The organism is Treponema sp. Marseille-Q4130, assembly GCF_014334325.1.
GTDB lineage: Bacteria > Spirochaetota > Spirochaetia > Treponematales > Treponemataceae > Treponema_D.
In genome coordinates, this window is the sequence record NZ_JACSET010000009.1 from 34,943 (window position 1) to 59,790 (window position 24,848).

The following is a 24,848-nucleotide window of genomic DNA, read 5'->3' on the forward strand; positions in this document are numbered from 1 at the left end:
CAAAGTGCGAGCCGAATATTTTCTACACCAAATATTTTCTTGCTTTTCCGACAGGATGGTTTATAATGGGCGTATGACTTTTATACAAAATGTAGCCGAATATTACGACGAATTGTATCCCGTCGCAGAAGAACAAAAAAAATTTTACAGCCGTATGAGAGAATCCTATCCGTCTCCGGCACGATTTTTGCAGATAGGATGCGGAACCGGAGCACTTGAGCACGCGCTCGCCAAAAACGGCGCGGACGTAACGGGTCTTGAAGTTGCAAAAGAACTCATCGAAATAGCCGCCCTGCGCCGAAGAACGCAGCTCATGCCCATACGTTTTTTCCAGCTTTCAACCCTCGACATGACACGCTTTCTCGGAAAAAACTTCTATAACGTCATCTCGTGTCTGAACAGCCGTATCGTCTTCGTCAGAGATAAAACGCTCCTGCGTAAATTTTTTTTCGACTGCAAAGGGCTGCTCTCAGAAGGCGGCACACTCATCCTCCATCTGTATAATTTTTCGCGCGCGCTGCAAAGCGGAAGGACGGAACTCCGTACACGCAGCAGCATCCGCGTCAAACTTTTATCGACGCTTGCGCCGGGAAAAGAGGGAGCTTTTTTTATGAATCAAACGCTCGAAACGGGCGCCGGCAAAATTCTTCCGGTCATGGAAAACGAAGCGTTCTACCCTCTTTCAAAAGACGAAATCGTTTCGTTCGCAGAAGAAGCGGGTTTTACGGATTTTTCGTTTTACGGTTCATACGCTATGGAAGCGTTCACCGATCAGAGCGAAGATCTCATCTGCACCATACGATAGGCGCAGCATTTATCCGCACGATACAGCATTCGACGTAAGCTCTTGCCGAGTCCGGCCATCTGCACTATACGATAAAGCGGGGCATTCTAAGGTAAACTTTTTCCGACGCGGGCGATCGGTACTATGCGCGTCAGCCGATGCGCCAGCGGCTGCCTGAATCTTTGGCAAAGCGCTTGGCGTTCACTTCGAGCAGGCGGCCGTCTTCTCCGAGCATCTTTACCGTCGAGGTAATCGGATTTACTTCGGTGATTTTAAAATTCGTTCCGTCGTAAAAAAGGTGAATGCCTTCCGACGGCAGATTTTTCCGCGCTTCGCTGTACCAATCGAATTCGTACGAGAGACAGCACAAAAGCCTTCCGCACTGCCCCGAAATCTTCATCGAATTGAGCGAAAGATTTTGATCCTTTGCCATGCGGATCGACACCGGCTTGATCTTATCCGAAACGGCGTGGCAGCAGTAAGAACGGCCGCAAACGCCGAGACCTCCGGTGATTCGCGCTTCGTCGCGCACACCGATTTGCCTGAGTTCTATGCGCATTTTAAATACGGAAACCAAATCTTTGACGAGTTCGCGGAAATCGACGCGGTTATCCGAGCTGAAAAAAAACAGCGCTTTTTGCTCGGCGACGAGAAAATGCACTTGAATCAATTTCATGTCGAGACGATGATAGGCGACTTTTTCTTTAAAGACTTTCACCGCATCGCTTTCTTTTGCTTTCAGTTCTTCCGCGCGCTTTGCATCTTCTTTCGATACGATGCGGTCTATGTCGACGATGTCGCTCCGGCGCACGCCGCGCGGCTTTTTCGTTTCGCCGAGCACGACTGCGATATCGTGTCCGTACCGCGTCGGCACGATGACGCGCACCCCTGCTTCGATGCCTTGCACCCCGCCCGCCGTCGCAAAAATACTTTCGCGCGAATATTCGAGTTTTAAGTGATAGAGAGGTTCGTCGGGCGTAAAGTCCGTATCTCCCTGATCGCTTTCATCCGCAGCATCTTCAAGCGCTTCGAGATTTTCTCTCTCGTCATCTATATCGTTTTCAAAAATATCGCTCATCATCGCCTCTTACGCGCCTCTGCGCGTTTTTCGGTTTTAATAATCGGAAACCCGAACAAAATTACAAGTTCCGGAAATTTTCTTCGAATTTATTAATTTTTATTTTAGCATCAAGAAGCAAACACGTCTACGAGCAAACCGCGGATCTCTTCGACGCGTTTCAAAAGCAAAAATTTATCGGCTTGATTTGCAAGAATTTCCGCCGCAAGATTGTTGAGCTTTTCGTCGATGATCCGCACTTGCACGAATATACGCTCTTTATTTGTCCGCCGATTGCGCCGCCCTTTGAGTTCTTCAATCTCGAAGCTGTACTTTACGACGTATTTCATAAGCTGACTCACCGCGCGCCGATATTCGACAAAGGCATCTTCCGACATCGAATCGATGAGCTTATCGCCGGCAGTCGTCACGCGGTCTTTCAAAAAAACGACGGCGTCTTCGACCGACATCCCCGCGATTTCAGCCGGAAGCCCCGCCGACGCAAGTTCGTTCGCTTCTTCGTTTTTTTTCAGCATCGCGGAAAAGATCCCCGCCGTTTGTCGGGTATCCGCTTTTTTCCCTTTTTTTGCTTCTTTCGCCGCTTCCCCCGAAGCCGAGGACAGCGCAGTAAAATAAAGCGCCTGCCCCAGCGGATCGACCGTGTTCATGCAAACGCCGCCTTCGTACGGATGGCTTTCGCTTCGAGATACCGCTCCGATGCCGAAAGGTATTTTGCTTCGTCTTCGATGGAAATGCAGTGTCCGTGAAAGATCACCTTTTCTTCGATCCGGACTTTTTGCGAAATGATGTCGCCGATAACGGCAGCCGATGAAAGCAGCGTTACGCTTTCCTTTGCGATGATGTCGCCGAGCACGATGCCGCCGATGATCGCGGACTTCGCCGTAAGATTGCCGCAGAGCCGCGCACGCTCGCCGATCTGCACGTTGCCGTCGGTTTCGAGATCGCCGCGTACGTCGCCGTCCAAGCGAACGGAGCCGTTTATCCGAAGATCACCGGAAACGGCAGAACCTTCACCGATAACCGTATTGATCGAAAAGTCGTCGGAACGCAGCGCCATAAGTCAATTCGAAAGTTTTACGTTAATGTATTTTGCAGGGTCTACGACATCCGAACCGATGTGCACTTCGTAATGCAGATGCGGTCCCGTGGTAACGCCGGTGTTGCCGACATAGCCGATGACGTCGCGCTGAGAGACGAACTGCCCCTTCGTTACGCGCGAAGACATGAGGTGCGCGAAACGCGTATAGATGCCGTGCTTATGTTTAATAATGATGTAATTGCCGTAGCTTGCATCGTAACCGACCGTAACGACCTGCCCGCTCGCCGTCGCGATGACCGGATCGCCGGAACGGTAGGTCGAAAAATCGATGCCCTTGTGAATGTACCATTGCCCCGAAATCGGGTGCACGTTCGGACCGAAAGCCATGGAAATATGAGCGTTGACATTTTTCAGCGGCCAGATACTCGGTATCTCCGTAAAGAGCGTATTTTGATTTTCGAGCATTTTACCGATCTGCTCGACCGGCTGCACCGCATTTTCGAGGTAGGTTGCAAGCTGCTTCACGTCTTCCGTTTCGCGCATGGAACCCTTTACCGTTTCCTGCGTACCGAAAAGAGAAGAAAGATCGCTGTTTGAAAGCGAGGCGCGAGCGACGTTTGAGCTGTCCGTAATGCCGAGCAGCGCGAGCGACTGGGACAGGGACGTTTGAAAGCGTTTTGCCGCCTGCATGAGATTCATATTTTCGTCGCGGAGTTCGTCGAGACTCGCCTGCGTCAAACGATTCTGCGATGAAAGACGCGATATTTCGGCTCGCGAACCGATCGCTTTGCGATCAAAGTAAAAAAAAGATGCGACGATGCCGAAAACAAGCACGACGCCGAGACCGAGCGCAAAAACGTTTGTCTGAAAATTAACAACTTTGCTTTGCGAATGCGGAACGATCATTATCGTCAGCTTGCCGTCGAGGATTTTAAATATCCGCTGCGCACCGTTTTTTATGTAAGCTAAAAAAGAAAAAAACGCGCCGCTCGTTTTCGAAGCAACTTTTTTTTCAAACTTTTTATATTTTTGCGTCCGAGCCACAACCTCGCTCCTGTTTTATCCGAAATAGCCCCGCTGCCGAAACGCGGTCTTAACGGTGTATTGTAGCACATTCCGCGCCTGTATGTCAAATAGTAAAAATCTCCAATTCCAGTGCAAATTGCAATATTATCACAATTATGCTAAATTACATCGAGGAACAAAGAGAGGCTTTTATGAAAACAATACGACCCGTTTCCGACTTGCGCAACAATTTTGCCGATATTTCAAAAACCGTACACCAAACGCGGCAACCGGTATTTTTGACAAAAAACGGTTACGGCGATATGGTTGTCATGAGTATGGAAGCGTTCGAAGATATGCAGTTTGAAAGCGAAATCTACTGCAAATTGCAGGACGCGGAAAAGCAGGCCGATCTAACCGGAAATCGTTTTTCTTCTAAAGAAGTTCTTAAAGAGCTCCAAAAGATAACTGCGGAATGAAATACGCAATCGAATATCTGCCGGCGGCACTGGAGGATTTAAAAGAGATCGTCCGCTATATCGCGCGTACATTGCAAAATCCGAAAGCGGCCGAAAATTTGGCGCATGAAATTATTAAAAAAGTCGACTTGCTTGCCGACTTTCCCTATTCGGCACCGCGCTATACGCCGATAAAACCCCTCGAATACGAATACCGCAAATTATTGGTAAAAAATTACTTTGCGTTTTATCGCATAGATGAAATGAAAAAAACGATAACCGTTGTTCGCATTATCTATGCAAAGCGGAATACCGCTTTGCTGCACGAAAAGGCATAAACCGTATCCCATTTTCTGCAAGCATTTTTTGCGCTTTCTCTCGCTTTCCGTATGCTTTGATTTTATACGCGATAAACGCGTGCGAATTTTTCCGTTTCGCAGTATACTGGAACAGCAAGGAAAGCGTCCAAAAACCGAAGTTTTTGGACGGCTCACCCCTATTGTTTTGACGGCTCGTCGCATACCGCTTTACCGAAGAATTGTACAAAATTTTTACGGGAGACAAGTATGGAAAACTATTTGACGATCGGGCAAATGGCAAAGCTCAACCGCATTTCCGAACAAACGCTGCGCCTGTACGAAAAAAAAGGACTTTTGCCGCCTGCGGCGAAAGACGAATCGACCGGCTACCGCTTTTACGACATACGCCAAAGCGCCGTTTTGGATATGATCCGCTATATGAAAGCGCTCGGCATGAATCTCAAAGAAATTAAAATGCAGCTCGATGAAAGCGATACGTACTATATACATGAAATTCTTTTGCAACGACAAAATCAAATCGACAAAGCCATCGCGGACTTAAAATGCCGGCGCAGAGCCGTCCAGCGTACGATCGAAAGTTTCGAACGCTACCGCTGCGCACCGCCGGACGGTACGATCATCCTCGAGTATATCGGCAAACGCTTTTTGTACTGTACCGATTCGGGCATCAACGTGTACGATCACGATTTGGGCACATACGAAAAAATGCTGCGAGATTTGAAAAACAAATTGGAAACGCATTGCCTGCCGCAAACGTATTTTTACAACGCCGGCACTATTTTGCGCAAAGAAAACCTTGTGAAAAAAAATTTTTATTCTACCGAAGCATTCGTCTTTGTCGATCGGCAATTTGTTCCTGAGGATCTCATCACCGTTTTGTATCCGAGCATGTATCTGTGCATTTACTGCGATAATTTTTATAAAGAAAAAGAGTATATCGGCCGGCTGCTTGCCGAAATACGCAAACGCCGTTACGTTATCGCGGGCGATTATCTGTGCGAAGAAATTTCGGACATCGCGATGGCGTGGAAAAGCGAACGCGATCTCTTTTTACGTTTGCAAATTCCGATCACTTTCAAATAGACGGCGGTGTAAACATATCGGGGCACCTCGAAAAACTGAATTTTTTAGAGGCGTCAGCGTCAATTGATAAAAACGTATACAACCGGTTTCCGACGCATACAATAATTTTACCGATATTTCAATACTGAACGCATCGGTAAATTTTTCTTGACCTTATACCAAGTATAAACTTTACAATACTATCCGATGGGCGGCGCCATGTACAAAGAGCCGAAGATCGATTCTGCGACAGTCCGCCGTCCGCAAGGAGGTAGTATGGGTCAACAAAAAATTCGTGTCGTACAGTACGGATGCGGCAAAATGAGCAAGTGGACGCTGCGCTACTTGTATGAAAGCGGCGCTGAAATCGTAGGTGCTATCGACGTCAATCCCGCCGTCGTCGGAAAAGACGTAGGCGAATACGCGGGCTTGGGATTTCCGATCGGGGTGGTTATCAGCGACAATGCCGACAAAGTGCTCGACGAATGCGACGCCGACATCGCCGTTATGACGCTGTTCAGCTTTATGCGCGATATGTATCCGCACATGGAAAAATGCGCAAAACGCGGCATAAACGTCATTACAACCTGTGAAGAAGCGATTTATCCGTGGACGACCGCTTCCGCAATCACCAATAAGCTCGATAAACTGGCAAAAGAAAACGGCTGTACGATAGTCGGAGCGGGTATGCAGGACATTTATTGGATAAACATGATCGCCTGTGTTGCAGGCGGCGTTCATACAATCAAAAAGATCGAAGGCGCCGTAAGCTATAACGTGGAAGATTACGGTCTTGCCCTCGCAAAAGCGCACGGGGTCGGATTGACGACCGACGAATTCGAAGCACAGATAGCGCATCCTGAAACGCTTGAGCCGTCGTACGTATGGAATTCGAACGAATGTCTGTGCAATAAAATGGGCTGGACGATCAAATCGCAGTCGCAAAAATGTGTGCCGTATTTTTACGATACCGATCTGTATTCCGATACGCTCGGAAAGACGATCCCGAAAGGTAACTGCATCGGCATGAGTGCAGTCGTAACGACGGAAACTTTCCAAGGCCCGATCATCGAAACGCAGTGCATCGGCAAAGTGTACGGAAAAGACGACGGCGATATGTGCGACTGGAAAATACTCGGCGAACCGGACACGACGTTCTTTGTCAAAAAACCTGCGACGGTCGAACACACGTGCGCTACGATCGTAAACAGAATTCCGAGCGTGCTTGAAGCGCCGCCCGGCTACGTGACGGCAGATCTGCTGCGTCCGCTTGAATATCTGTCATACCCGATGCATTGGTATGTCAGATAGGTCGATAGGTGCAGGGGCCGTCGAAAAAGTAACCGACTTTTGAGACGGCTCCGAGTTTTTTGAGTTTACGGTATGACGTCCCTTATAATGCGGCATTGCAGAAAATGTCAATTTTCGAAAAAGCTGCATTCGTGCGCGAAAGCGTACACGTATATCCGCGAGTTTTCGATGAGAAAACTCGAAATTAAACGAGACGCGCTATTTCAGCGTTTCGTTTAAACGTTCGGCAAAAACGGCACCGATGCAACAAGCGAAACCGGATGCAGCGCAGCCGCATGAAAAAACATACGCGCCGTGCTACACTGCAAAACCCGTTTTCCAATGCCACACGGGTTTTGCGAGCGCGTTTGAAAAGGGCTGCGTACGATTGAAATCGGGGAGCCAGCTCGTATCGTCGGAAAGTTCCTGATAAAAAAGGTATTCGAAACCGTGAGCGTCGATGAGGTCGCGGATGTCCGCGTCTTCGGCCGGACTCACGAGACGGTTTTCGATCGCCGACAGGGCGTCCAGCCGCTTTGCACGCACGCTTTCGCTTTCTTCAAAGGGTACGGGCGTGTATTGCGACATGAGCGAAACGAGCGCTTTGCCGTCGGCATAACGCTTGAGCCATGCAAGCACATCCGCCGTTTCGGAAAAGCGTCCGGGCAAAAAGAGGTGGCGCACGATGACGCCGCGCTCGATCTTTTCTTTTTCGTTTCCGTCTTTTGTCTTTTGCACGAGAGAAAGCGGAAAACGCTCGATCATCCATCGGACGGCGCGAGCGGCAGCTTCGGGGTAATTTTCGGCACCGAAGAGATGCTTTGCAAGTTCGGGTGAAAGCGTTTTCAGATCGGGCAGCCATACGGACACGAGGTCTTCGAGCATTTCGAGCGTTTCGACCGATTCGTATGCCGACGAATTCCAGCAAAACGGAATCGACAGGCCGTCTTCGCGCGCAGTTTTCAAATACGAAGCGATGAGCGGGATCGCGTGGCTTCCGGTAACGAGGTTTATGTTTTCAGCGCCCGCATCTTCGAGCGTCCGGCAGATTTTAATAAATTCGGTTCTGTCGACGGCGCGCCCCATGCCGTTTTGCGAAATCTGATAATTTTGGCAAAAAGCGCAGCGGAGCGTACAGCCCGTAAAAAAAATCGTACCGCTTCCGCCGAACACGGTAACAGGCGGCTCTTCGCCGAAGTGCAGACACGCGGACGCGATGCGGAGGGCATCTCCTTCGCCGCACAATCCGCGTGCGGCTTTTCTGTCGACTGCGCATTTTCTGGGACACTGCACGCACGGAGCATACGCGCTTACGCCCGATTGTAAGGGCGGCGGAACGCCGTTGCGGAGCGAAGCGGAGCAATGAAGCGAAGCGGAACCCTGCAAAGCGGGTTCTTCGATCCGCTCCGTCCGAAAAGGCAATGACATAGGGCTACACCGCTTTTTGCTCGACGAGAGAAGCCATGAGTGACGAAAGCGATTCGATCGGAAGCGTTTCGGCTTCATCCTGCACGAGAGAGGCAAGATTTTTCCAATCGCCGGGAGAGAGGCTTGTCGTGTCGCCTTCCCCGCACAAAAACGAAAGCATCGCGGCAAGTTTTTCGGCGTGTTCCCTTGTCGGCTCGTTTTCGATATCGGACGACGAGTCGATGTATTCGCTAAGCCAATAGTCACCGACCGAGCGGGGAAGATCGCCGAGACCGCGGATCGCGTTTTCGAGGGAGCGCGCAATTTTTTCGCACGTTTTTTTCGCATCATAGCGGGCACCGTTTTCCGCCCGTTCGCGCTTGACCGCACGCATGATATCGCTCAGGAATTTTTCCGTATAGGTCATAGACTCACGGTATACCGCGAATGCCGATTTTTGTAAATTACCCGACGGATGCACGGGGAGTTTTTAATGTAACGGCTTACGACTCTACGCTTTCGGCGAGAACTTCGTTGCCGCCCGGAGTGCGGATTTTCTCCTTGACAAGAAGTCAATCTCGTCATACACTGTCGGTATGGACTTAAGAACAGTTTTAACGACCGATACCGTAGATCTCCATCTCAAGGGAACGACAAAGGAAGCGATTATCGACGAGATGCTCGAATTGCTCGTAAAGGCCGGTAAAGTTACGGATAAAGCGGCCGCCCGCGAATGCGTACTCGACCGAGAACGCAAAATGTCTACCGGCATGAAGCACGGCATCGCGATCCCTCACGGAAAAACGGACACGGTGAGCGACCTCGTCGCGTGCATCGGCATTTCCGACAATCCCGTCGATTTCGATTCTCTCGATCAGGAGCCGTGCCGCATCTTTATCATGACGCTTTCTCCGGTAAACAAAACCGGTCCGCATCTTCAGTTCCTCGCGGAAGTAAGTCTTCTGTTTAAGAGCCCGGAAAAACGGCAGCTCATCCTCGAAACGCAGGACAAAGCGGAAGTCATCAGAATACTCACCGAATAGCGTTTTTATTTTTTGTAAAACGGTCAAAGGCGGTCTTTATGTATTGCATGAAGACCGTTTTTATTTTAAACTCACGGCATGAAACTCGACGCGCGCTTCGAATCGAAAAACGGAAAACTCTATGCGCTCAAAACGGGCGAGGAAGCCGATACGGGCGCTTTGATTCCGTTCGACTCGAGCGTTCTTTCAGGCGCTTCGTCCGAAAGTGCGGAAGCGGAAGCACAAACATTTTCGCATGATGCGGGTAAAATCCTCGCCGTATACGTTCCGCTCCGCGCCGCAGAAATTTCTGAAAATACGTACGATGAAATGTATCTTGCAGCTCTCCGCATGTTTTTAAAAGGTATCGAAGCGTGCGGCGCGTATGCTGTCGTCGTACCGATTTCGGACTGCAGCGCGGAGCGGTTAACGCAAGCGATGTGCCATACGGCGCGGAGGATCAAAGACTGCGCAGCCGTCATCGGTTTTGCGCTCCCCGATGCACTGACGGAAAGCGAAGCGACAGCCTTTATCGACGCGATGAGCGCAAAGCACGCGCACTACGTCTATTTTTCGAACCGGCATAGGCTCTCGTCTTTCGTCGCGTACGCCGTCGAGAGCGGACGCGGGCAATCGTAAGCTTTCGCCGCAGGCGGAAAAGCGGCCGCATGCAGACGTAAGCTTTCGCCGTAAACACATCGAATATTTCGCTCACTGTACTTTTATTCTGCCTTAAAATTATGCAGCGAGTAAATCTTCAGATTTAGGAACTGGGCAATTCGTGCGCGCAAGCGCACACGTGTATCAGCGAGTTTTCTTTTGAAAACGGTTTGCCCTGCAAACTTGAAGTTAAACGAAACGCGCTATTTCAGCGTCTCGTTTAAACCTTCCTTAAAATGCGGCATTGCAGAAAATGTCAATTTTCGAAAATGCCGCAGCCGTGTGCGGGAGCGCACAAGTACATCAGCGAGTTTTCTGCAAGAAAACTCGATATTAAACGAAACGCGCTATTTCAGCGTTTCGTTTAAACCTTCGTATTATTCCGAAAGCTTTCCGTTTTTTATATTTTCTAATTTATATGCACTATTATCCAAGTGAATGATTAAATAATTTTATTTTAATAATTTATATTTTTCAAAAATATCAGTGTCGATTTTTTCTTGATTCATGTGAATTAATTTTAATACCAAAGGTTTCATTATTTCCTCATTTATTTTTTTAATTTCTTTTTCGAAAACATTTGTTTCCGCTTTTGAAAGTGTGTTTTCAGAATTACCGATATTTAAACAACCGAATTCATCAAATGAAATTCTTTCCAAATAAATCAAATTATTTTTTTTATTAAAATCAATAAAAACGCTTCCTTCATAACAACCCAAACAATATTTTGCAGTTCTTGATTTCGGCATTTTATAAGTATAAAAATTCAATCGATTACCGATCTCTTCCGCTTTTGTATTTCGCTTATTCTTTTTCATTGTAATCAGACGCTTCCGACTTTATTTTTGAAAATATTTTAATATAAACATTAAAATAAGACTGAAAAATAGAACGATCCTTATAATTAAACTGAATTTGGACATTTTTAATTTTACATTTTCAATTTCATAGTTTATTTTTAAATATTTGAATGGATTTGCCCAAGGATTAAAACCGAACTGAAACGTTTCTTTTTCAGTTTGCAGTTCAAGAACATTTACAGGAACAAACATTTGTTTTGTCTTGTAAAGTTTAGCAATTTTTATTTCAGAAAACAATATTTTCCAATTCCCACATTCTATACAGTCTTCAAAAACAGAAAATACTCCTCTTCTTGCAACAATCCAATTTGCAGAATATTTGGGATTACCATTTTCATTTTTTGTGGCTTTTGTAATACAACTATATATTTTTTTATTTCCCATAAAAAACCTCTAAAATTTTATTAGAAATCAATTTTCGTCTTTCGCAGAATATATACTCTATAAATGGGGCTGTCTCAAAAGTCGGTTACTTTCTCGACAGCCCGTCGAGTTTAAAATTAAGTCTTTGCTATTACTCTGCATTCTCTTTCCAGATTTCTAAATTATATTTTAAAGAATTTATTTGTTGAAATATCTGCATGGTTTCGATCTCATTTTTCCATTCTTCAAGTGTTTTTTTATTTTCGAACGAATTATACCATTCTTCATATGATTCTATTGTTGAAAATTTTTCTTCAAATGGGATTGTCAATGTAATATGTATTTGTATTATATCTTCATCTTTTAGCAGTTGTCGAACAAAATCAATTTTCAAATTCTTGCCATTACCCCAATCGTAAACACCATATTGGAAAAGTAACATATCTGCATCTTCCCAGCGGTTATATTTTTTACTTTCCTTTAAATAATTTTCAATAAAAACTTTTACTATATTTTTCACAGAATTATCAGTTTTTAACTTGTTTTTATATTCTTTTAATATCGTATCTTCAAATTTACTAAAAATCATATATTCTCCAAATTGCACCGCACGGTTTATTCCTCTAATAATTTCATTACGTTCTTGGCATCTTTTATTTTGTAAAACCCCGGAACGCTTAATTCAGAGGATAATCCGTATGACGTAAATCCGGATCGGTGAAAAAAACTCGGCTGTTCGGCGAACAGAATAGTTCCTGTTCCGTTTGCATATTCTATCAGTCTTAATGTAGTCCATTTCCCCTTCGGTATGCTTTCGATTCTTTTGTATTTTACAATTATTACTCTTTTATCCGTAACAAAATATTCTGTATTTTTTCTATTTAAGTAATCATGTATAAAGCGTCCTATCGTAATGTAAATTCCCGCTAAAATAAAAGGTATGCCCCACAACGTAAAAAAAATAGGAGCATCCTTTATTCGTAATACGTTTATTTCCCAAAAAACAACAAATCCTGCCCATAATACAGAAAAAGGGATCATAAAAATATCTGATTTTGTAAATACAATGCCTTGCTTGGGTTTTCCTTTCCAAAGCAAACTTTCATCAATATCAAATTTCATAATTACTCCCAGCTCTTCGCCTCGGCGGAGCGTCCGTATAACATACGCTTTACCTGTTATTGATAATTAAATACGGCTTTTCCAATACTCACTATTTATTTCTCGGTCTTTTTTGTCAATGCTATGCGTAACATCAGCAGACTTAAACATAAAGTTACCGGCGTAAATATTATTTTTTCAAAAAGTGTTTTTGCAAGTATATTTCCAACAGTATTAAAAGAAAATATTATAAACAAAATCCACGCAATAACTTTACCGGTTGTTTTTTCTGAGAAATATTTTTTATATAAGAGCACATATAGAAGACAAATTGTTTGTACTAAAATTGAAATTAATTCAAATATAAAAAGTTCACCTTTTGTTTTCAGTTGTCCGCCCCATAAGTAGTCTACAGGTATAATATCCAAAAATATTATTGAAATTATTATAGCAATATGGAAAACCATAAAAACAGAAAAAACAATTTTCAATATCCTTAATGTCTTTTGAATAGAAATCATAGAACCTCCTCCATATTATATTAATTGAATAATATGGATTTTTATAGATAGTATACGATAAGACAATGCAAATTTTACTTTCTCCCCTGCGCGGAGCGTCCGCCTGACATTTACTTAACCTGCATTTGCGGCTTGTCCGCGTGTCGACTTTGAACCTGTGTTATACGAATACAGCTTTTTTGTGTTAATACACCATGTTCTTTTTCTGGATTCTTTGCAAGAAGATATACACAACATTGGTTCATACTTACTTTCCGTTTATAGTATATATCTTCTGTACTTTAATCTTTTTATCAGGCCAATATGTATACTTTACTTTTTGAACAGATTGCTCTATAAGTTCTTCATTTTCAGTCTGATTTTGCCTCAAGCGTATCGCGTTGATACTCTATAGTTTTTACTTCCAGCGTCTCCAAAATTGAAGGAATAATTTTTTCCAATTCAGAATCTTTAATTTTCCTGTCAATTGCGATATATAGAATTTTTCCGTTACAAGGAAACAGATATACTTCTCTGAATGAATTTGATCCGGTCTTTACAGTCTCCTTTACACCCTCAAGGCCGTTTGCAGTTTTCACTTTTACAACATCCGATTTTTTTACCGAATGTGTTTCCTTTAGAAAATCCCCGAAAGCAATCAAAAAATCCGTCCATGTATCGTAATATGTCGAAAATTCAATAAGTTGAAATGAGCCTATTGAAAAAAATTCCTTAAAAGGTTTTTTAAGTGAAAAACCTGCCCAATAAGAATAATCGACCGTTGAATATACTTTTGCAAAGTTTTTCTGAGCAGGAAAAAGTTTGTTTTGGAGTGCGGTAAATTCTTTATATCCGGCCGGTAAAATAAATGAAAAATCATCCTCTTCTATTTTTATTTTACCGCGAATTTCAAAATTGTAATTGCCGGTATAACCGATGTTTTCATCATCAAACATCGCACCGATACACAAGTAATTATCCTCGTAGATATATTCGGAACCGTCTTCAAAAATTATTTTTAGATGAATTAACCATTCATATTCAGAACCGTAATATTCCTCATATAATTCTCTTGTAATTCCCCCAATTCTACCCGACGGAATTTTCTTAAGAACATATTTACATTTATTGTTTTTTATTTGAACCGGCATTTCGTAACATACGGTTTCATTATTGTTCTTATCGAGAAATAAAAGTTTTGCCGTTCCTTCAACAGCTTTTTCTTTCGGTATTGTAAACGTTATTTTTTCAATAGCATCTTTATAGTACATCTGCGAGTATTTATACGATGAACTGAAATTTTGCTGAGCATTACAATCGAATAGAAAGATATTAAACAAAACTAAAAATACATAAGTTTTTTTCATTTCCCAACCTTCACACTATCGGCGTGTGCGCCTAATATTGTTTTAAAATGCAAACGGGCGATGCTCGTTCTTAGTCGCCTTTTTCGGGAACATAATTTGATTTTACCATTCTTCTTTACCCGCCGCATAACCTGTTGAAACTTCCGAATGAATGTTATCAGGTGTAACAAGAGCCAGCATATCATCAAGCGATTTTTTCTGAGGAAGAATTACCATTTTGCCCTTTTCAGCAATTACTTCGATTTTACTGCCGCTTCTTACATTATTATCTTTTGCCCAAAAAGAAGGAATCCTAAAACCGAGGCTGTTACCCCATTTCTGAACTACTACCTGCATAACACACCTCCATATAGTGAGAATGTCGGTTTTGAAAGGCGGTACTTTTTTCATTTTATATCCAATGTGCGCCCCAATGCGGGCATCCGTATAACATTCGCTTAACCTGTTATTGATAATTAAATATGGCTTTTCCGTATGTACACAGTACATAGTTATTTCCGTCGGAATCTTTTTTAAATACAAACAGTTCCGTATCTTTTTTCGAGATACGTTCAAATCTGTGATTAACGATTTCATCTTCGTTCCACGCAAAAACCGCATCGGAGCTTTTATGCAATTGAATAAAATCCCGTATCTTCCGAACGATCGCGCTTCTGTTTTTCGCAGGCAAATCTTCACAAGATTTTTTTTGCAGGAAATAGAAATCGGCAATAACAAAAACAATACAAACAGTAATTTCGCCGTCATATCGTTTACATCGCGCAGCTTAGCTTTTCCGTCCGTCGGCAAGGAGTTTAAACTTCGCAAATATGCGTCGCCTCATGTTTGAAAATCGCGTGCGGCAAAGTACACTTACAAATCTTTCGCATCTTGAAAATATTCCGCGTAGATTTGCAGATGAACGTCTTCGTTGTCTTCAGTCGTTACAAAAATATCGTACACCTGCACATTCCTCAGTCGGGAAAACATTTCAGGATTCGGAGCTTCCTGCGTTCCGTGCATTTGGGCATCAAGATCTTTTTCATCGATTACGTCGAGTAGTTTTGAAAATCGTATACGATTCTTTTTTATCGCGTTATTCAATTTTTTCAGTGCCGCATCTTTTATATTGTACAAAGTGACCATATACGCGAGTTCACCGCCGCTGTCGTCAAGCGCCTGCACCATCGAAGTGCATTTTAATCCCGTAATGTGAAATTTTTTATTATTCGCCGAAGCGATTAATAAATCGGCATCTTCATTCGGAATGCCGTTCGTTTGAACGGCGGTAACTCCCATGTCTTTTATGACCATGTTTAAAAAAAACAGGGCGACATTGTTGTTTACTTCCGTAACCGTTTTTTCAGGTTCGTATTCATTGGCAAACACGCCGCTGAATCCCATTACCAATAAAATCAACAAGAAAAGCTTTTTCATTTTTCCTCCGAATTGCTTCCTGCCGCAAGTGTATAGTCGTTCCGCATCGTTTTCAAGTCTTCTTACCGATTCAAAAATCTCACGCGATTTATATTAAAAATAAATCAATACGCATTATGAACACGCGTCTTCGATAAACACGTCTCCATATCTTGGTTTTTGTCCGCCTTTGTGCTACACTCGGTTTCATGTTTGAAATACGTGTCGAAGCGAATTTTTCCGCAGCGCATTTTCTCCGCGATTACAACGGAAAGTGCGAAAGCCTGCACGGCCACAATTATACCGTACGCGCTCATGTAAAAGGAAGTACGCTCGGAAGCGGCGGTATGCTCATCGATTTTGCAAAGCTGAAAGCGGCGCTCAGAGCAGTATGCGCAGAGCTCGATCATACGAACTTAAACGATCATGCCGTCTTTTTGCAAAATCCGAGCGCCGAGCGCATTGCAAAATACATCTACGATGCGCTCATCGACAAAATGCGCCATACAGGCATCGATCTGTCGTACGCGAACGGAAAGGTGACCGCTTTTTTGGCAGCCGTCGACGTATTTGAAACCGATACGAGCCGTGCCCGCTACAGTCCTGAATGAAGTACGTGACTTTTTTTTAATAATACAGTTCGCTTTCAAAGCACGTCGCGTCTTTTTGTTTTCCGACAACGGTTATCTTTTTCGCCTCATCGTCAAAGGCTGCAAACATCGTTATCGTGTCGCCTTTTTTCGCTTCGTGCGAATAATTTATGCGGAAATCGGTAAAGGTTTTTCGCTGATACTCTTCCGGTAAACAGTCGATCGCGAACGCGCCGTAGCGGGAATTGTTCATGTGACCGTTCGCGTCTATGTCCGACCAGCAGATGGGACGGCTCGCGCATTCGACGAGGTTTTCGGGGATCGCGATTTTTCCCGGCGCCATGCAATCGTGTTCTTCTTTTCGTACCGGTTCGGGACGCAGCGTAAAATCCTTCGTGCGGATGATGCGGTGCGATGCGTAATCGGCGACGAACCACGAACTCGAACCGCTTACGAGGGGCATGCCGTCTCGGTCTGCTATTTCGTATGCTCTCATGAGTTGCAGCGCTTCGGGTTTTTCTTCCCACGTGGCGATCGTGACGACGTCGTTTGCTTTCGGCATTTTATGAAAACGGAAAGCGATGCGCGAAAGGAGGATCGCATAATTTCGTTCGGCGAGAAACGTAAACGAAATGCCGCGCTCGTAGTAATCTTCGATCGCCGTATCGGTCGTGAGCCGCAGCAGTTCTGAAAAATTGAGATTTGAAAGCATATTGCATTGACAAAAATGCAGCTTCATTTCGCTGTAAAAAGTTCCCTTATCGTCATAGCGTTGATGATAATCCATTACAACCTCACCGGAATATGCTGTGCGTTGAGTTCCTGTTTGATGCGGGCGATCGTATAGTTTCCCGAATGTACCATCGTTGCGATGAGCGCCGCGTCTGCTTTTCCTTCCGTAAACGCATCGGCGATGTGCTGCACGCATCCCGCTCCTCCCGAAGCGATGACCGGAACGGAAACGCTTTCGGAAATCATGCGCGTGAGAGAAAGTTCGTAACCGTTTTGCACACCGTCGGTATCGATCGCATTTAAAACGATTTCGCCCGCTCCGAGTGAAACCGCTTTTTGCGCCCATTCTTTCGCATCCAAATTCGTCTGCGTCCTTCCGCCGTTGATGAATACGCGGTAGCCGCTCGGCATCGCTTCATCGCGCGAAGCATCCATGCCGAGGACGATACATTGATTTCCGAAAACGCGGGCGCCCTCTCGGATAAGGTCGGGATTTTTTACCGCTTGCGAATTGAGGCTCACTTTTTCCGCGCCTGCAAGGATTGTCGAGCGTATATCGTCGATCGTCGCGATGCCGCCTCCGACACAAAAGGGAATAAACACTTCGCGAGCGACGCGTGCGACGAGGTCGAGTATGGGGCCTCTCCCGTTTGCCGACGCCATGATATCGTAAAAGACGAGTTCGTCCACGCCTTGCCGCCAGTATTCTGCGGCCATCGCAACGGGGTCTCCGATATCGCGGTTGTTTTGAAATCTGATTCCTTTTGTCGTGCGTCCGTCTTTGACGTCGAGGCAGACGATGATCCTTTTTTTCAGCATACCGCTTCTCCGCGGCAGTAATTTGCAAGGAGTTTAAGACCCTTCGATCCGGATTTTTCCGGATGAAATTGAAAAGCCGCGACGCTGCCGCTTTCGATGACTGCCGGAACGATGCCTCCGTAGTTCGTGTAAGCTTTGACGACGGAAGCATCCTCAGGCTGCATGACGTAAGAGTGCACGAAGTAAAAATCGGAATGCTCATCGACACCGGCAAAGAGGGGAGAAGAGCCGTTCGCATACGTCAAATCGTTCCATCCCATGTGCGGCACTTTGAGGCGAAGCGTTTCGTCGTGCGAGGCTTGCCACAGCGATGAAAATTTAATAATTTTTCCTTTGACGAGACCGAGACAGGCGGTATCCCCCTCTTCGGAATAATCGAAGATGATCTGCGAGCCGAGACAAATGCCGAGAATGGGTTTTTTCGCACCGCTCCAATCTTTTAAAAACGAATCGAAGCCCGTGCGCGAAAGCTGTTCCATCGCATAAGCGGCTTCTCCGACTCCCGGAACGATGAGACGGCTGCAGTGCGCGAGTTCATTCGGGCGCTTGGAAACCGTAAACGGAAAGCCCAGCGATTCGAGGGCGTGCTCGACGCTTTTTATATTGCCTGCGTTGTAATCGACGATTCCGATCATAGGAGCATAGTAGTATGAACGGCGGATTTTGTAAATTACCTTGACACCGATCAAAAGCAGCACGCGAAGCGGTCGAAAGTTTTGACATTACCTTGACAAAAAACGTATGCGGGGGAATAGTATATCAAGCGAGGTTGCCGTATGTTTTGGGATCGTGTAGCGGGAGTATATGATATTTTTGCGAACGTTATCAACGTAAAGGTGCACCGCGAGCTGTGCGAAAAAGTCGCCGCCCTCATCGCTGCCGATGACGAAGTGTTGGAATGCGCCTGCGGTACGGGCATGTTGAGCGCGCACATCGCACCCGAGTGCAAATCGCTCGTTGCGACGGATTTTTCTTCCGGTATGCTGAAAAGGGCGCGCGCAAAGTGCCGGAAGTATGCGAACGTCGAATTCAAGCTTGCAAATATTTCAGCGCTCGATTTCGCGGACAATACTTTCGACGTTGTCGTTGCGGGAAATGTCATACATCTTTTGGATGAACCGGAGGCGGCGCTGGGCGAGCTGAACCGGGTCTGCAAAACCGGCGGAAAGTTGATAATTCCGACATATATGAATAAGCGTGCGCTCGACGGCACGAGCGGATTTATAAAAGCGCTCGGAAAAGCGGGCGCGGATTTTAAAAAGCAGTTTACGTTTTCATCTTATAAACGCTTTTTCGCCGACGCGGGTTATACCGATGCGGCATACACTATGATCGAAGGGCGAGTTCCGTGTGCGATTGCAGTGCTCCAAAAACGTTAGGCAAAGCGTCGCCGTTATAAAACAGTAAGCGCGGCAGGTATTGCGAAAATCGATTTCGGACGCGATATTTTCGGTTTTGCTTTTATAAGATTTTTAAAACAGCTCTTTCATTAGGCAAAAATTGTCGTACATCTTTTGCCAGCGCGGATTATTTTGATGCGGAACGCAGTCTTCCTGCCAGCACCACCAAAAATATCCGCCGACATAGCGGTCGTTATACGGAGTCATGAGGTAATATGCATCGGCTCGTTTGTTAAAATTGGTTCCCGCCTTGTGCGCAGATGCAAAGCCGCATTCGCCGAAGGCGAGCAGCGAATTGGGAAAAAGCCGGTACAGGTTTTCGAATACGGTGTTCCAGTCTTCGTGTTCGCCGTCGTTATCTTCGTCGTAATAGCTGACAAGCACGTAATCGAGCGCAGCTTTCATATCCGCGGGAACGTACTTTGCAAGCCACGCTTCCATCGTCATGCTCTGATCGCCCTGCTTGAACATATATGCCGTAAGCGCCGTCTTATATCCGCGCGAATGCAAATATGCCCACGCCGCGTAGACTTTTTGCGCATTCAATGCGTTCGTACCGCCGAGCCATCCTTCACCGTTGATTTCGTTGCCGACTTCCCAAATATCGACATACGGAGCGAGGTGCAAAGCGCAGTCGGCAAAACGCGCGCTATACGCTTTGACGGTTTTATAGCGTTTCATATCTTCGGAATCGCAGGGACATAACATGATGTATGCGACTTCGTGCAGTCGGGAAAGAAGCGGAATAAAATCTGCCGGCTTTATATCGGCATCGACGACGACGCGTGCGGCGGGTTTTACGGGAAGCGCCCGTACGGCATCCGTAACGGCATCGATTGAAGAGGATGAAAGCGCATCGAGCGTTATGCCGTACAGCGGCGCGGATTTTTTTTGCAGCTCCTCTGCGGCTGTCGGATAAGCGCAAAGGCTTAGCGCCGCGATAATCGAAAACAGCGTATGTCGTATCATAATTTTCCGCCCTAATTAAAAAAAATAGTACGGATAAAAGATACAAGAACAATCATCATCTGTACAATCATACATCAGCAAGCAATCATCGGCTTGACAGGATCGGCGGAAAAGAATATCGTTAGCAACTGCTAATTATTTACACTGGTGGAGTATGTTCATGAGAAGAATTGCAATTTACGGAAAAGGCGGTATCGGAAAATCGACGACAACGTCGAATCTGTCTGCCGCGCTGAGTACGATGGGATATAAAGTGATGCAGATCGGCTGCGATCCGAAATCCGATTCCGTAAAAAACCTTATGGGCGGAAAAAAGATCGTGACGGTACTCGATCGGCTGCGCGAAGACGAAGAAGCCGAACTGCACCTTGACGATATCGTGTTTAAGGGCTTTAACGGCATTCTGTGTGTGGAAGCGGGAGGACCCACTCCGGGCATCGGCTGCGCGGGACGTGGCATCATCACCGCATTCGATAAATTGGAAGAACTCGGAGCGTATACGACATACCGGCCGGATATCGTATTTTACGACGTTCTCGGAGATGTCGTATGCGGCGGCTTTGCGATGCCGATCCGAAACGGCTATGCGCGCGACGTGTTTATCGTTACCTCAGGCGAGATGATGTCGCTGTATGCGGCTTCGAACATCGCACACGCTATTTCGAATTTCGGCTCTCGCGGTTATGCACGGTATTCCGGCGTCATCCTCAATTCGCGTAACGTTGAAAACGAACTCGAAACCGTAAACGAAGCGCTGAAAGAAATCGGCGGCAGTGTCGTTTCCGTCATTCCGCGCGACGGCGTCGTACAGCAAGCCGAAGATCAGGGCAAGACGGTGATCGAAGCCTTTCCGGAATCGCATCAGGCCGATTGTTATCGAAAGCTCGCCGAAGAAATCCTTGCGCGAAGTGAAGACGTCGCTCTTGAAAACGGAGTCGCGTAATGGAGTGCCGTTCAGCCTGTTTTACGACGACGCTGCACTACGAATCCCCCGCTCACGGCGGCTGGGGCGTCATCCGCGTCGCCGCCCTCGTACCGGAAGTGTATATGCTTTTCGTTTCTCCCTTCGCCTGCGGCAGACACGGCGCGCTCGGAGGAATCATCAACGGTGTAAAGGATAAAGTATCCTATCTTTTTATCGGCGAAAAAGAGATCGTCTCCGGCGATTACGAAGCACAGGTTTTCAGCGCAATCGAAGAACTTTTTGCGTTTTTGAAAAAAAAGCCGCGCGTGTTGTTTTTATTCGTGTCCTGTCTTGACGATATGCTCGGCACCGATCATGCGGCGCTCGATGAAAAACTTGAGCAAACATATCCGGACGTCCTTTTCCGTTCCTGCCACATGAATCCGATTCAATCGGATACGCCGCTTCCGCCGCTCGTGTCGCTGAATCGAAATATGTACAGTCTGCTCTCTTCTCCCGACGGAAAAGAAGCCGAACACTTTAAAAACTATGTAAATCTCATCGGAAACAATGTGCTTCCGGTAGCCGGTTCCGAACTCTACCGCATCATGGGCGACAACGGTATCCGCGTACGCCATATAAGCGAATGCAAAACATTCGACGAATACTATGCGATGCGGACGAGCGGTATGAATATCGTACTCTCTCCCGCCGCGGCTTTTGCCGCCCGCGATATGGAAAAAAATCCGGGCATTCCGTATTTTTTGTCGTACGTCACCTACGATCCCGACGGCATAAAAGATATGTACGGAGAGCTCGCGAAAAAACTTTCCGATGCGGGTATGAACGTATCGTTTGACATCGAGCGCGATTATGAAAATGCAAAAGCATCTCTCCGTGAAACCGCGGCTTTTTTAGACGGTACGCCCGTCGCGATCGATTTTCAAGCGGTAAAGCAGCCGTGTGCGCTCGCGAAGACGCTCATCTCTTACGGGTTTACGGTAAAGCTGCTCGCCGTCGATAAAATCCTTCCGTTTGAAAAAGAAAGTTTCGAGTGGCTTAAAACGCACGCTCCTCATTTGGAAATTGCAAGTCCGCTGCATCACGACTCTCCGAAATTCGCGTACCGATCGTACTCCGACTGTTTGTGCATCGGTTTCGACTGCGGCTATATGACCGGATCGGAAAAGGTCGTCAACATCATGGACGACGAGGGCAATTTCGGTTTTTCAGGCGTCGTCCGCCTTATGGAAATGATGCGGAGCGCAAATGCCCGCCGAGCCGATGTCGCCGAAATGATCAGGGAGGCAAAGCTTATTATATGAATAATTTGTGTTTGGTTTTGCCGCCCTTCGCGCCCGATTATTCGGGAGTCGCTTCTTCGCTCTTTGAGCTCGGAGGTATGATCGTTATCCACGATGCGTCCGGCTGCACGGGAAATTATTTGGGATACGATGAACCTCGCTGGATGAATTCGAAATCGATCGTGTTTTGCTCGGGGCTGCGCCATATGGACGCGGTACTCGGAAACGATAAAAAACTTGTCAAACGGATGATTGAAGCCGCCGAAAGTTTACAACCCGCTTTTATCGCGCTGCTCGGAAGTCCCGTTCCCATGGTCATCGGTACGGATTACGACGGCATCGCTTCGGAAGTGGAAAAAGCGACGGGGATCCCGTCGTTCGGCTTCGACACGAAGGGTACGGTGTTTTACGATAAAGGCGTCTCCATGGGGACGATCGCGCTTTTAAAGCGTTTCGCTCCGGCTTCAAAGCGCTGTGAAAAGCAAAACAATGCGATCAATCTCCTCGGCTTGACGCCGCTCGATTTCGGCAACAGCGGAAACGCAGAAGCTGTACGCGCCCTGTTTGAAAAAAGCGGTATTGAAATCATTGCAAGCCTTTCGATGGGACTTTCGCTCGACGATTTGAAACGCAGCCCCTCTGCGGCCTTGAACGTCGCGCTTTCGTATGCGGGGATCGAAATCGCAAAATATATGGAAAGGGTGTATCGCATTCCCTACATTGCGGGCGTTCCGCTCGGAGACGGAAAGGCGATGCTTACGGCCGTACGGCGCTTTCTTTCCGGCGAAAAAAGCGATTCGGGGAGCGTATGGGAAATCGCTTCGAAAGCGAATGCGGCGCAAACCTCGCACAAACGGATTTTGATTGCGGGAGAGCAGGTTACGGCATGTTCGATTCGAAACGAACTCAGGCGTATTTCTCGAACGGCGGACATAGAAGCGGCATACCTTTTCAATTCGTTTCCGGAATACGCCGAAACATGCGATCATAAAGCCGTGTGCGAACGGGAACTCATGGATCTTGTAAACGGCGGTTCGTACACCGATATCGTAGCCGATCCGCTTGTCGGAGAATTGATAAAAGATTCTTCCGTCAGGTTTCACGGTTTGCCGCACGTAGCCGTTTCGAGCAAAGTGTGCTGGGACGACACGAAGTGCGTCATAGGCGATGACATGACGCGCTTTCTTTTTGAAATCGCCGAAGGATGATCGGTAATCGGTGAAGAGAAAATTATTAATTGTTAATGGGTAATTGATAATTTTACGGTAGAGAGCATTATCGGTTTTTATTTTTGAGTAAACTGAGAATTGATACATAAAATCAATAGGAGGATATATGAAAAAGATGATCATAAAAGTCTGTGCCGTACTCTGTCTCTTTACGGCATCGCGTGCTTTTGCCGCGCCGAAAACGCATACCGTTGTCGACCACGCGGGCAATACCGTTGAAGTACCGAATAAAATCAACAGAATTGTTATCGCAAGTCTCTATCCGCTGCCTTCGGTCTATTGTCTGTATGCGGATTCCGCAAAAAAACTCGTCGGAATTCCTGCCAGTTCCATGGCGGCTGCAAAAGCATCGTTTCTTGTAAAAGCGTATCCCGAAATTGCAAACGCGAAGACGGGATTCGAAAAGGGCGGCGTCATCAACGCGGAAGAATTAATGGCGCTCAAACCCGATGTCATTTTTTACAATGCCGGAGCGAAATCGTCAAAAGCGATTTTCGATAAAACGGGAATCCCCGCCGTCGGCTTTTCAACGTCGATTGCGAAGTTCAATACGATCGAAACCTATGCGGCGTGGATCGATCTTTTGGCAAAAGTGCTCGGTGAAACGGATCGTTCGAAAAAGCTTATCGAGTACGGAAGAAAAATCGAACGCGACGTCAAAGCGCGTATCGCTTCGATCCCCGAAGAAAAAAAGCCGAGTGCGATGATCATCTATTCGTACGATAACGGAAAGATTACGACCTACGGAAAAAAGATGTTTCCTGAATATTGGATTACGACGGCAGGCGGGATCAATGCTGCGAAGTCGGAAGGCGGAGTGGTGGAACTCAATATGGAACAGATTTACGCATGGAATCCCGATATCGTGATTTTAACAAATTTCAATACCAAACTTCCCGAAGATTTCGACGACGGCATTGTCGACGGCAACGACTGGTCGAGCGTGAGCGCTGTACAAAAAAAACAAGTGTATAAATTTCCGCTCGGCATGTACCGCTGGTGTCCGCCGTCGTCCGATTCGCCGCTTTCGCTCGTATTCCTTGCAAAGACGATCCAGCCGAAATTATTTGAAGACTACGACCTCGATAAAATCATCGTCGATTATTATAAGGATTTCTACGGAATAACGCTCACTTCCGGCGACCTCCATACGATTTATCATCCGTCGAGATCCGCCGCAGGTTTGTAAA

General features: G+C 46.2%; 31 protein-coding genes. 13 read left to right on the plus strand and 18 right to left on the minus strand.

All coding sequences use genetic code 11. From position 1 onward, the window contains the following. Window positions 1-73 precede the first annotated feature (73 nt). Complete coding sequence (locus H9I36_RS10105; RefSeq protein WP_187385234.1) at window positions 74-805, plus strand: class I SAM-dependent methyltransferase; 732 nt, start codon at window positions 74-76, stop codon at window positions 803-805. A gap of 130 nt (window positions 806-935) precedes the next feature. Here H9I36_RS10105 and H9I36_RS10110 read toward each other — a convergent pair whose 3' ends face one another. The 4 genes from H9I36_RS10110 to H9I36_RS10125 form a co-directional block, all read right to left on the minus strand. Beyond that, complete coding sequence (locus H9I36_RS10110; RefSeq protein ID WP_187385235.1) at window positions 936-1,862, minus strand: PSP1 domain-containing protein; 927 nt, start codon at window positions 1,860-1,862, stop codon at window positions 936-938. Window positions 1,863-1,972: 110 nt separating this feature from the next. Next, window positions 1,973-2,509: a YaaR family protein gene (locus H9I36_RS10115; RefSeq protein WP_187385236.1), complete on the minus strand. Its 537-nt coding sequence runs from the start codon at window positions 2,507-2,509 to the stop codon at window positions 1,973-1,975. Further along, window positions 2,506-2,919 (minus strand): bactofilin family protein, encoded by a 414-nt coding sequence (locus tag H9I36_RS10120; protein WP_187385237.1) that lies wholly within the window; start codon window positions 2,917-2,919, stop codon window positions 2,506-2,508. Before H9I36_RS10120 ends, H9I36_RS10115 begins: the two co-directional genes overlap by 4 nt. 3 nt (window positions 2,920-2,922) lie before the next feature. Continuing rightward, window positions 2,923-3,945 carry a M23 family metallopeptidase gene (locus H9I36_RS10125; protein ID WP_187385238.1) on the minus strand — a complete coding sequence of 341 codons (1,023 nt, stop codon included), beginning with the start codon at window positions 3,943-3,945 and terminating at the stop codon, window positions 2,923-2,925. A gap of 173 nt (window positions 3,946-4,118) precedes the next feature. Between H9I36_RS10125 and H9I36_RS10130 the strand changes: the two genes are divergently transcribed. The 4 genes from H9I36_RS10130 to H9I36_RS10145 all read left to right on the plus strand — a co-directional run bounded on the left by H9I36_RS10130 (window position 4,119) and on the right by H9I36_RS10145 (window position 7,057). Further along, window positions 4,119-4,385 carry a type II toxin-antitoxin system Phd/YefM family antitoxin gene (locus H9I36_RS10130; RefSeq protein WP_187385239.1) on the plus strand — a complete coding sequence of 89 codons (267 nt, stop codon included), beginning with the start codon at window positions 4,119-4,121 and terminating at the stop codon, window positions 4,383-4,385. After that, window positions 4,382-4,702 (plus strand): type II toxin-antitoxin system RelE/ParE family toxin, encoded by a 321-nt coding sequence (locus H9I36_RS10135; RefSeq protein WP_187385240.1) that lies wholly within the window; start codon window positions 4,382-4,384, stop codon window positions 4,700-4,702. Before H9I36_RS10130 ends, H9I36_RS10135 begins: the two co-directional genes overlap by 4 nt. Before the next feature lie 228 nt (window positions 4,703-4,930). Then, window positions 4,931-5,767 (plus strand): MerR family transcriptional regulator, encoded by an 837-nt coding sequence (locus tag H9I36_RS10140; protein ID WP_187385241.1) that lies wholly within the window; start codon window positions 4,931-4,933, stop codon window positions 5,765-5,767. 255 nt (window positions 5,768-6,022) lie between these two features. Then, window positions 6,023-7,057: an NAD(P)H-dependent amine dehydrogenase family protein gene (locus tag H9I36_RS10145; RefSeq protein WP_187385242.1), complete on the plus strand. Its 1,035-nt coding sequence runs from the start codon at window positions 6,023-6,025 to the stop codon at window positions 7,055-7,057. 297 nt (window positions 7,058-7,354) lie between these two features. On the opposite strand, the gene H9I36_RS10150 is transcribed toward H9I36_RS10145, so the two are convergent. Both H9I36_RS10150 and H9I36_RS10155 read right to left on the minus strand, forming a co-directional pair. Next, a complete protein-coding gene (locus H9I36_RS10150) occupies window positions 7,355-8,464 on the minus strand; it encodes a radical SAM protein (protein WP_187385243.1) in 1,110 nt (369 codons plus the stop codon). 4 nt (window positions 8,465-8,468) lie between these two features. Continuing rightward, on the minus strand, window positions 8,469-8,870 hold the full coding sequence (locus tag H9I36_RS10155) for a hypothetical protein (protein ID WP_187385244.1): 402 nt from the start codon (window positions 8,868-8,870) through the stop codon (window positions 8,469-8,471). Window positions 8,871-9,039: 169 nt separating this feature from the next. Between H9I36_RS10155 and H9I36_RS10160 the strand changes: the two genes are divergently transcribed. Then, window positions 9,040-9,486, plus strand: coding sequence for a PTS sugar transporter subunit IIA (locus H9I36_RS10160; protein ID WP_040770099.1), 447 nt, complete (start codon window positions 9,040-9,042; stop codon window positions 9,484-9,486). Window positions 9,487-9,564: 78 nt separating this feature from the next. Then, on the plus strand, window positions 9,565-10,104 hold the full coding sequence (locus H9I36_RS10165; protein WP_187385245.1) for a hypothetical protein: 540 nt from the start codon (window positions 9,565-9,567) through the stop codon (window positions 10,102-10,104). A gap of 473 nt (window positions 10,105-10,577) precedes the next feature. Here H9I36_RS10165 and H9I36_RS10170 read toward each other — a convergent pair whose 3' ends face one another. The 8 genes from H9I36_RS10170 to H9I36_RS10205 all read right to left on the minus strand — a co-directional run bounded on the left by H9I36_RS10170 (window position 10,578) and on the right by H9I36_RS10205 (window position 15,732). Continuing rightward, complete coding sequence (locus tag H9I36_RS10170; RefSeq protein ID WP_187385246.1) at window positions 10,578-10,943, minus strand: hypothetical protein; 366 nt, start codon at window positions 10,941-10,943, stop codon at window positions 10,578-10,580. Between the two features lie 21 nt (window positions 10,944-10,964). Further along, entirely contained in the window at window positions 10,965-11,369 is a 405-nt protein-coding gene (locus H9I36_RS10175; RefSeq protein ID WP_187385247.1) for a hypothetical protein, read from the minus strand. A gap of 130 nt (window positions 11,370-11,499) precedes the next feature. Next, a complete protein-coding gene (locus H9I36_RS10180; RefSeq protein WP_187385248.1) occupies window positions 11,500-11,937 on the minus strand; it encodes a hypothetical protein in 438 nt (145 codons plus the stop codon). A 26-nt stretch (window positions 11,938-11,963) separates the two neighbouring features. Beyond that, window positions 11,964-12,470 (minus strand): hypothetical protein, encoded by a 507-nt coding sequence (locus H9I36_RS10185; RefSeq protein WP_021331302.1) that lies wholly within the window; start codon window positions 12,468-12,470, stop codon window positions 11,964-11,966. Between the two features lie 95 nt (window positions 12,471-12,565). Next, on the minus strand, window positions 12,566-12,970 hold the full coding sequence (locus tag H9I36_RS10190) for a hypothetical protein (RefSeq protein WP_187385249.1): 405 nt from the start codon (window positions 12,968-12,970) through the stop codon (window positions 12,566-12,568). Between the two features lie 350 nt (window positions 12,971-13,320). Next, complete coding sequence (locus H9I36_RS10195) at window positions 13,321-14,220, minus strand: hypothetical protein (RefSeq protein WP_187385250.1); 900 nt, start codon at window positions 14,218-14,220, stop codon at window positions 13,321-13,323. A 198-nt stretch (window positions 14,221-14,418) separates the two neighbouring features. Further along, window positions 14,419-14,652: an AbrB/MazE/SpoVT family DNA-binding domain-containing protein gene (locus H9I36_RS10200; RefSeq protein ID WP_187385251.1), complete on the minus strand. Its 234-nt coding sequence runs from the start codon at window positions 14,650-14,652 to the stop codon at window positions 14,419-14,421. Between the two features lie 516 nt (window positions 14,653-15,168). Next, the gene (locus H9I36_RS10205) at window positions 15,169-15,732 is read right to left on the minus strand and encodes a hypothetical protein (RefSeq protein ID WP_187385252.1); all 564 of its coding nucleotides are present in this window, start codon (window positions 15,730-15,732) and stop codon (window positions 15,169-15,171) included. 188 nt (window positions 15,733-15,920) lie between these two features. On the opposite strand from H9I36_RS10205, the gene queD reads away from it, so the two are divergent. Continuing rightward, the gene (gene queD / locus H9I36_RS10210; protein ID WP_187385253.1) at window positions 15,921-16,322 is read left to right on the plus strand and encodes a 6-carboxytetrahydropterin synthase QueD; all 402 of its coding nucleotides are present in this window, start codon (window positions 15,921-15,923) and stop codon (window positions 16,320-16,322) included. Window positions 16,323-16,338: 16 nt separating this feature from the next. On the opposite strand, the gene H9I36_RS10215 is transcribed toward queD, so the two are convergent. The 3 genes from H9I36_RS10215 to hisH are packed head-to-tail and all read right to left on the minus strand — an operon-like array spanning window position 16,339 to window position 18,487. Continuing rightward, window positions 16,339-17,088 carry an acyl-[acyl-carrier-protein] thioesterase gene (locus H9I36_RS10215; RefSeq protein ID WP_187385254.1) on the minus strand — a complete coding sequence of 250 codons (750 nt, stop codon included), beginning with the start codon at window positions 17,086-17,088 and terminating at the stop codon, window positions 16,339-16,341. Next, a complete protein-coding gene (gene hisF, locus H9I36_RS10220; RefSeq protein ID WP_187385255.1) occupies window positions 17,088-17,852 on the minus strand; it encodes an imidazole glycerol phosphate synthase subunit HisF in 765 nt (254 codons plus the stop codon). The genes H9I36_RS10215 and hisF overlap by 1 nt, the downstream gene beginning before the upstream one ends. Further along, complete coding sequence (gene hisH / locus H9I36_RS10225) at window positions 17,846-18,487, minus strand: imidazole glycerol phosphate synthase subunit HisH (RefSeq protein WP_187385256.1); 642 nt, start codon at window positions 18,485-18,487, stop codon at window positions 17,846-17,848. The genes hisF and hisH overlap by 7 nt, the downstream gene beginning before the upstream one ends. Window positions 18,488-18,628: 141 nt before the next feature. Between hisH and H9I36_RS10230 the strand changes: the two genes are divergently transcribed. After that, entirely contained in the window at window positions 18,629-19,231 is a 603-nt protein-coding gene (locus H9I36_RS10230) for a class I SAM-dependent methyltransferase (RefSeq protein WP_187385257.1), read from the plus strand. A gap of 93 nt (window positions 19,232-19,324) precedes the next feature. On the opposite strand, the gene H9I36_RS10235 is transcribed toward H9I36_RS10230, so the two are convergent. Next, window positions 19,325-20,221, minus strand: coding sequence for a glycoside hydrolase family 113 protein (locus H9I36_RS10235; RefSeq protein WP_187385258.1), 897 nt, complete (start codon window positions 20,219-20,221; stop codon window positions 19,325-19,327). A gap of 160 nt (window positions 20,222-20,381) precedes the next feature. Between H9I36_RS10235 and H9I36_RS10240 the strand changes: the two genes are divergently transcribed. The 4 genes from H9I36_RS10240 to H9I36_RS10255 all read left to right on the plus strand — a co-directional run bounded on the left by H9I36_RS10240 (window position 20,382) and on the right by H9I36_RS10255 (window position 24,847). Beyond that, window positions 20,382-21,164, plus strand: coding sequence for a nucleotide-binding protein (locus tag H9I36_RS10240; protein WP_187385259.1), 783 nt, complete (start codon window positions 20,382-20,384; stop codon window positions 21,162-21,164). After that, window positions 21,164-22,450: a nitrogenase component 1 gene (locus tag H9I36_RS10245; RefSeq protein WP_187385260.1), complete on the plus strand. Its 1,287-nt coding sequence runs from the start codon at window positions 21,164-21,166 to the stop codon at window positions 22,448-22,450. Before H9I36_RS10240 ends, H9I36_RS10245 begins: the two co-directional genes overlap by 1 nt. Next, complete coding sequence (locus tag H9I36_RS10250) at window positions 22,447-23,637, plus strand: nitrogenase component 1 (RefSeq protein WP_187385261.1); 1,191 nt, start codon at window positions 22,447-22,449, stop codon at window positions 23,635-23,637. Before H9I36_RS10245 ends, H9I36_RS10250 begins: the two co-directional genes overlap by 4 nt. Window positions 23,638-23,764: 127 nt before the next feature. Beyond that, window positions 23,765-24,847 carry an ABC transporter substrate-binding protein gene (locus tag H9I36_RS10255; RefSeq protein ID WP_187385262.1) on the plus strand — a complete coding sequence of 361 codons (1,083 nt, stop codon included), beginning with the start codon at window positions 23,765-23,767 and terminating at the stop codon, window positions 24,845-24,847. The last annotated feature ends 1 nt before the right edge of the window (window position 24,848 follow it).

What these genes read in the sequence shown, in the direction of transcription:
- H9I36_RS10165 (WP_187385245.1), top strand. Translation starts at nt 9,565, where the DNA reads ATGAAACTCGACGCGCGCTTCGAATCGAAAAACGGAAAACTCTATGCG.
- H9I36_RS10150 (WP_187385243.1), bottom strand. Translation starts at nt 8,464, where the DNA reads ATGTCATTGCCTTTTCGGACGGAGCGGATCGAAGAACCCGCTTTGCAG.
- H9I36_RS10115 (WP_187385236.1), bottom strand. Translation starts at nt 2,509, where the DNA reads ATGAACACGGTCGATCCGCTGGGGCAGGCGCTTTATTTTACTGCGCTG.
- H9I36_RS10155 (WP_187385244.1), bottom strand. Translation starts at nt 8,870, where the DNA reads ATGACCTATACGGAAAAATTCCTGAGCGATATCATGCGTGCGGTCAAG.
- H9I36_RS10185 (WP_021331302.1), bottom strand. Translation starts at nt 12,470, where the DNA reads ATGAAATTTGATATTGATGAAAGTTTGCTTTGGAAAGGAAAACCCAAG.
- hisF (WP_187385255.1), bottom strand. Translation starts at nt 17,852, where the DNA reads ATGCTGAAAAAAAGGATCATCGTCTGCCTCGACGTCAAAGACGGACGC.
- H9I36_RS10180 (WP_187385248.1), bottom strand. Translation starts at nt 11,937, where the DNA reads ATGATTTTTAGTAAATTTGAAGATACGATATTAAAAGAATATAAAAAC.
- H9I36_RS10250 (WP_187385261.1), top strand. Translation starts at nt 22,447, where the DNA reads ATGAATAATTTGTGTTTGGTTTTGCCGCCCTTCGCGCCCGATTATTCG.
- H9I36_RS10205 (WP_187385252.1), bottom strand. Translation starts at nt 15,732, where the DNA reads ATGAAAAAGCTTTTCTTGTTGATTTTATTGGTAATGGGATTCAGCGGC.
- H9I36_RS10110 (WP_187385235.1), bottom strand. Translation starts at nt 1,862, where the DNA reads ATGAGCGATATTTTTGAAAACGATATAGATGACGAGAGAGAAAATCTC.
- H9I36_RS10190 (WP_187385249.1), bottom strand. Translation starts at nt 12,970, where the DNA reads ATGATTTCTATTCAAAAGACATTAAGGATATTGAAAATTGTTTTTTCT.
- H9I36_RS10195 (WP_187385250.1), bottom strand. Translation starts at nt 14,220, where the DNA reads ATGTACTATAAAGATGCTATTGAAAAAATAACGTTTACAATACCGAAA.
- H9I36_RS10255 (WP_187385262.1), top strand. Translation starts at nt 23,765, where the DNA reads ATGAAAAAGATGATCATAAAAGTCTGTGCCGTACTCTGTCTCTTTACG.
- H9I36_RS10200 (WP_187385251.1), bottom strand. Translation starts at nt 14,652, where the DNA reads ATGCAGGTAGTAGTTCAGAAATGGGGTAACAGCCTCGGTTTTAGGATT.
- H9I36_RS10240 (WP_187385259.1), top strand. Translation starts at nt 20,382, where the DNA reads ATGAGAAGAATTGCAATTTACGGAAAAGGCGGTATCGGAAAATCGACG.
- H9I36_RS10215 (WP_187385254.1), bottom strand. Translation starts at nt 17,088, where the DNA reads ATGGATTATCATCAACGCTATGACGATAAGGGAACTTTTTACAGCGAA.
- H9I36_RS10175 (WP_187385247.1), bottom strand. Translation starts at nt 11,369, where the DNA reads ATGGGAAATAAAAAAATATATAGTTGTATTACAAAAGCCACAAAAAAT.
- H9I36_RS10130 (WP_187385239.1), top strand. Translation starts at nt 4,119, where the DNA reads ATGAAAACAATACGACCCGTTTCCGACTTGCGCAACAATTTTGCCGAT.
- H9I36_RS10160 (WP_040770099.1), top strand. Translation starts at nt 9,040, where the DNA reads ATGGACTTAAGAACAGTTTTAACGACCGATACCGTAGATCTCCATCTC.
- H9I36_RS10135 (WP_187385240.1), top strand. Translation starts at nt 4,382, where the DNA reads ATGAAATACGCAATCGAATATCTGCCGGCGGCACTGGAGGATTTAAAA.
- H9I36_RS10235 (WP_187385258.1), bottom strand. Translation starts at nt 20,221, where the DNA reads ATGATACGACATACGCTGTTTTCGATTATCGCGGCGCTAAGCCTTTGC.
- H9I36_RS10105 (WP_187385234.1), top strand. Translation starts at nt 74, where the DNA reads ATGACTTTTATACAAAATGTAGCCGAATATTACGACGAATTGTATCCC.
- H9I36_RS10145 (WP_187385242.1), top strand. Translation starts at nt 6,023, where the DNA reads ATGGGTCAACAAAAAATTCGTGTCGTACAGTACGGATGCGGCAAAATG.
- queD (WP_187385253.1), top strand. Translation starts at nt 15,921, where the DNA reads ATGTTTGAAATACGTGTCGAAGCGAATTTTTCCGCAGCGCATTTTCTC.
- H9I36_RS10140 (WP_187385241.1), top strand. Translation starts at nt 4,931, where the DNA reads ATGGAAAACTATTTGACGATCGGGCAAATGGCAAAGCTCAACCGCATT.
- H9I36_RS10120 (WP_187385237.1), bottom strand. Translation starts at nt 2,919, where the DNA reads ATGGCGCTGCGTTCCGACGACTTTTCGATCAATACGGTTATCGGTGAA.
- hisH (WP_187385256.1), bottom strand. Translation starts at nt 18,487, where the DNA reads ATGATCGGAATCGTCGATTACAACGCAGGCAATATAAAAAGCGTCGAG.
- H9I36_RS10170 (WP_187385246.1), bottom strand. Translation starts at nt 10,943, where the DNA reads ATGAAAAAGAATAAGCGAAATACAAAAGCGGAAGAGATCGGTAATCGA.
- H9I36_RS10230 (WP_187385257.1), top strand. Translation starts at nt 18,629, where the DNA reads ATGTTTTGGGATCGTGTAGCGGGAGTATATGATATTTTTGCGAACGTT.
- H9I36_RS10245 (WP_187385260.1), top strand. Translation starts at nt 21,164, where the DNA reads ATGGAGTGCCGTTCAGCCTGTTTTACGACGACGCTGCACTACGAATCC.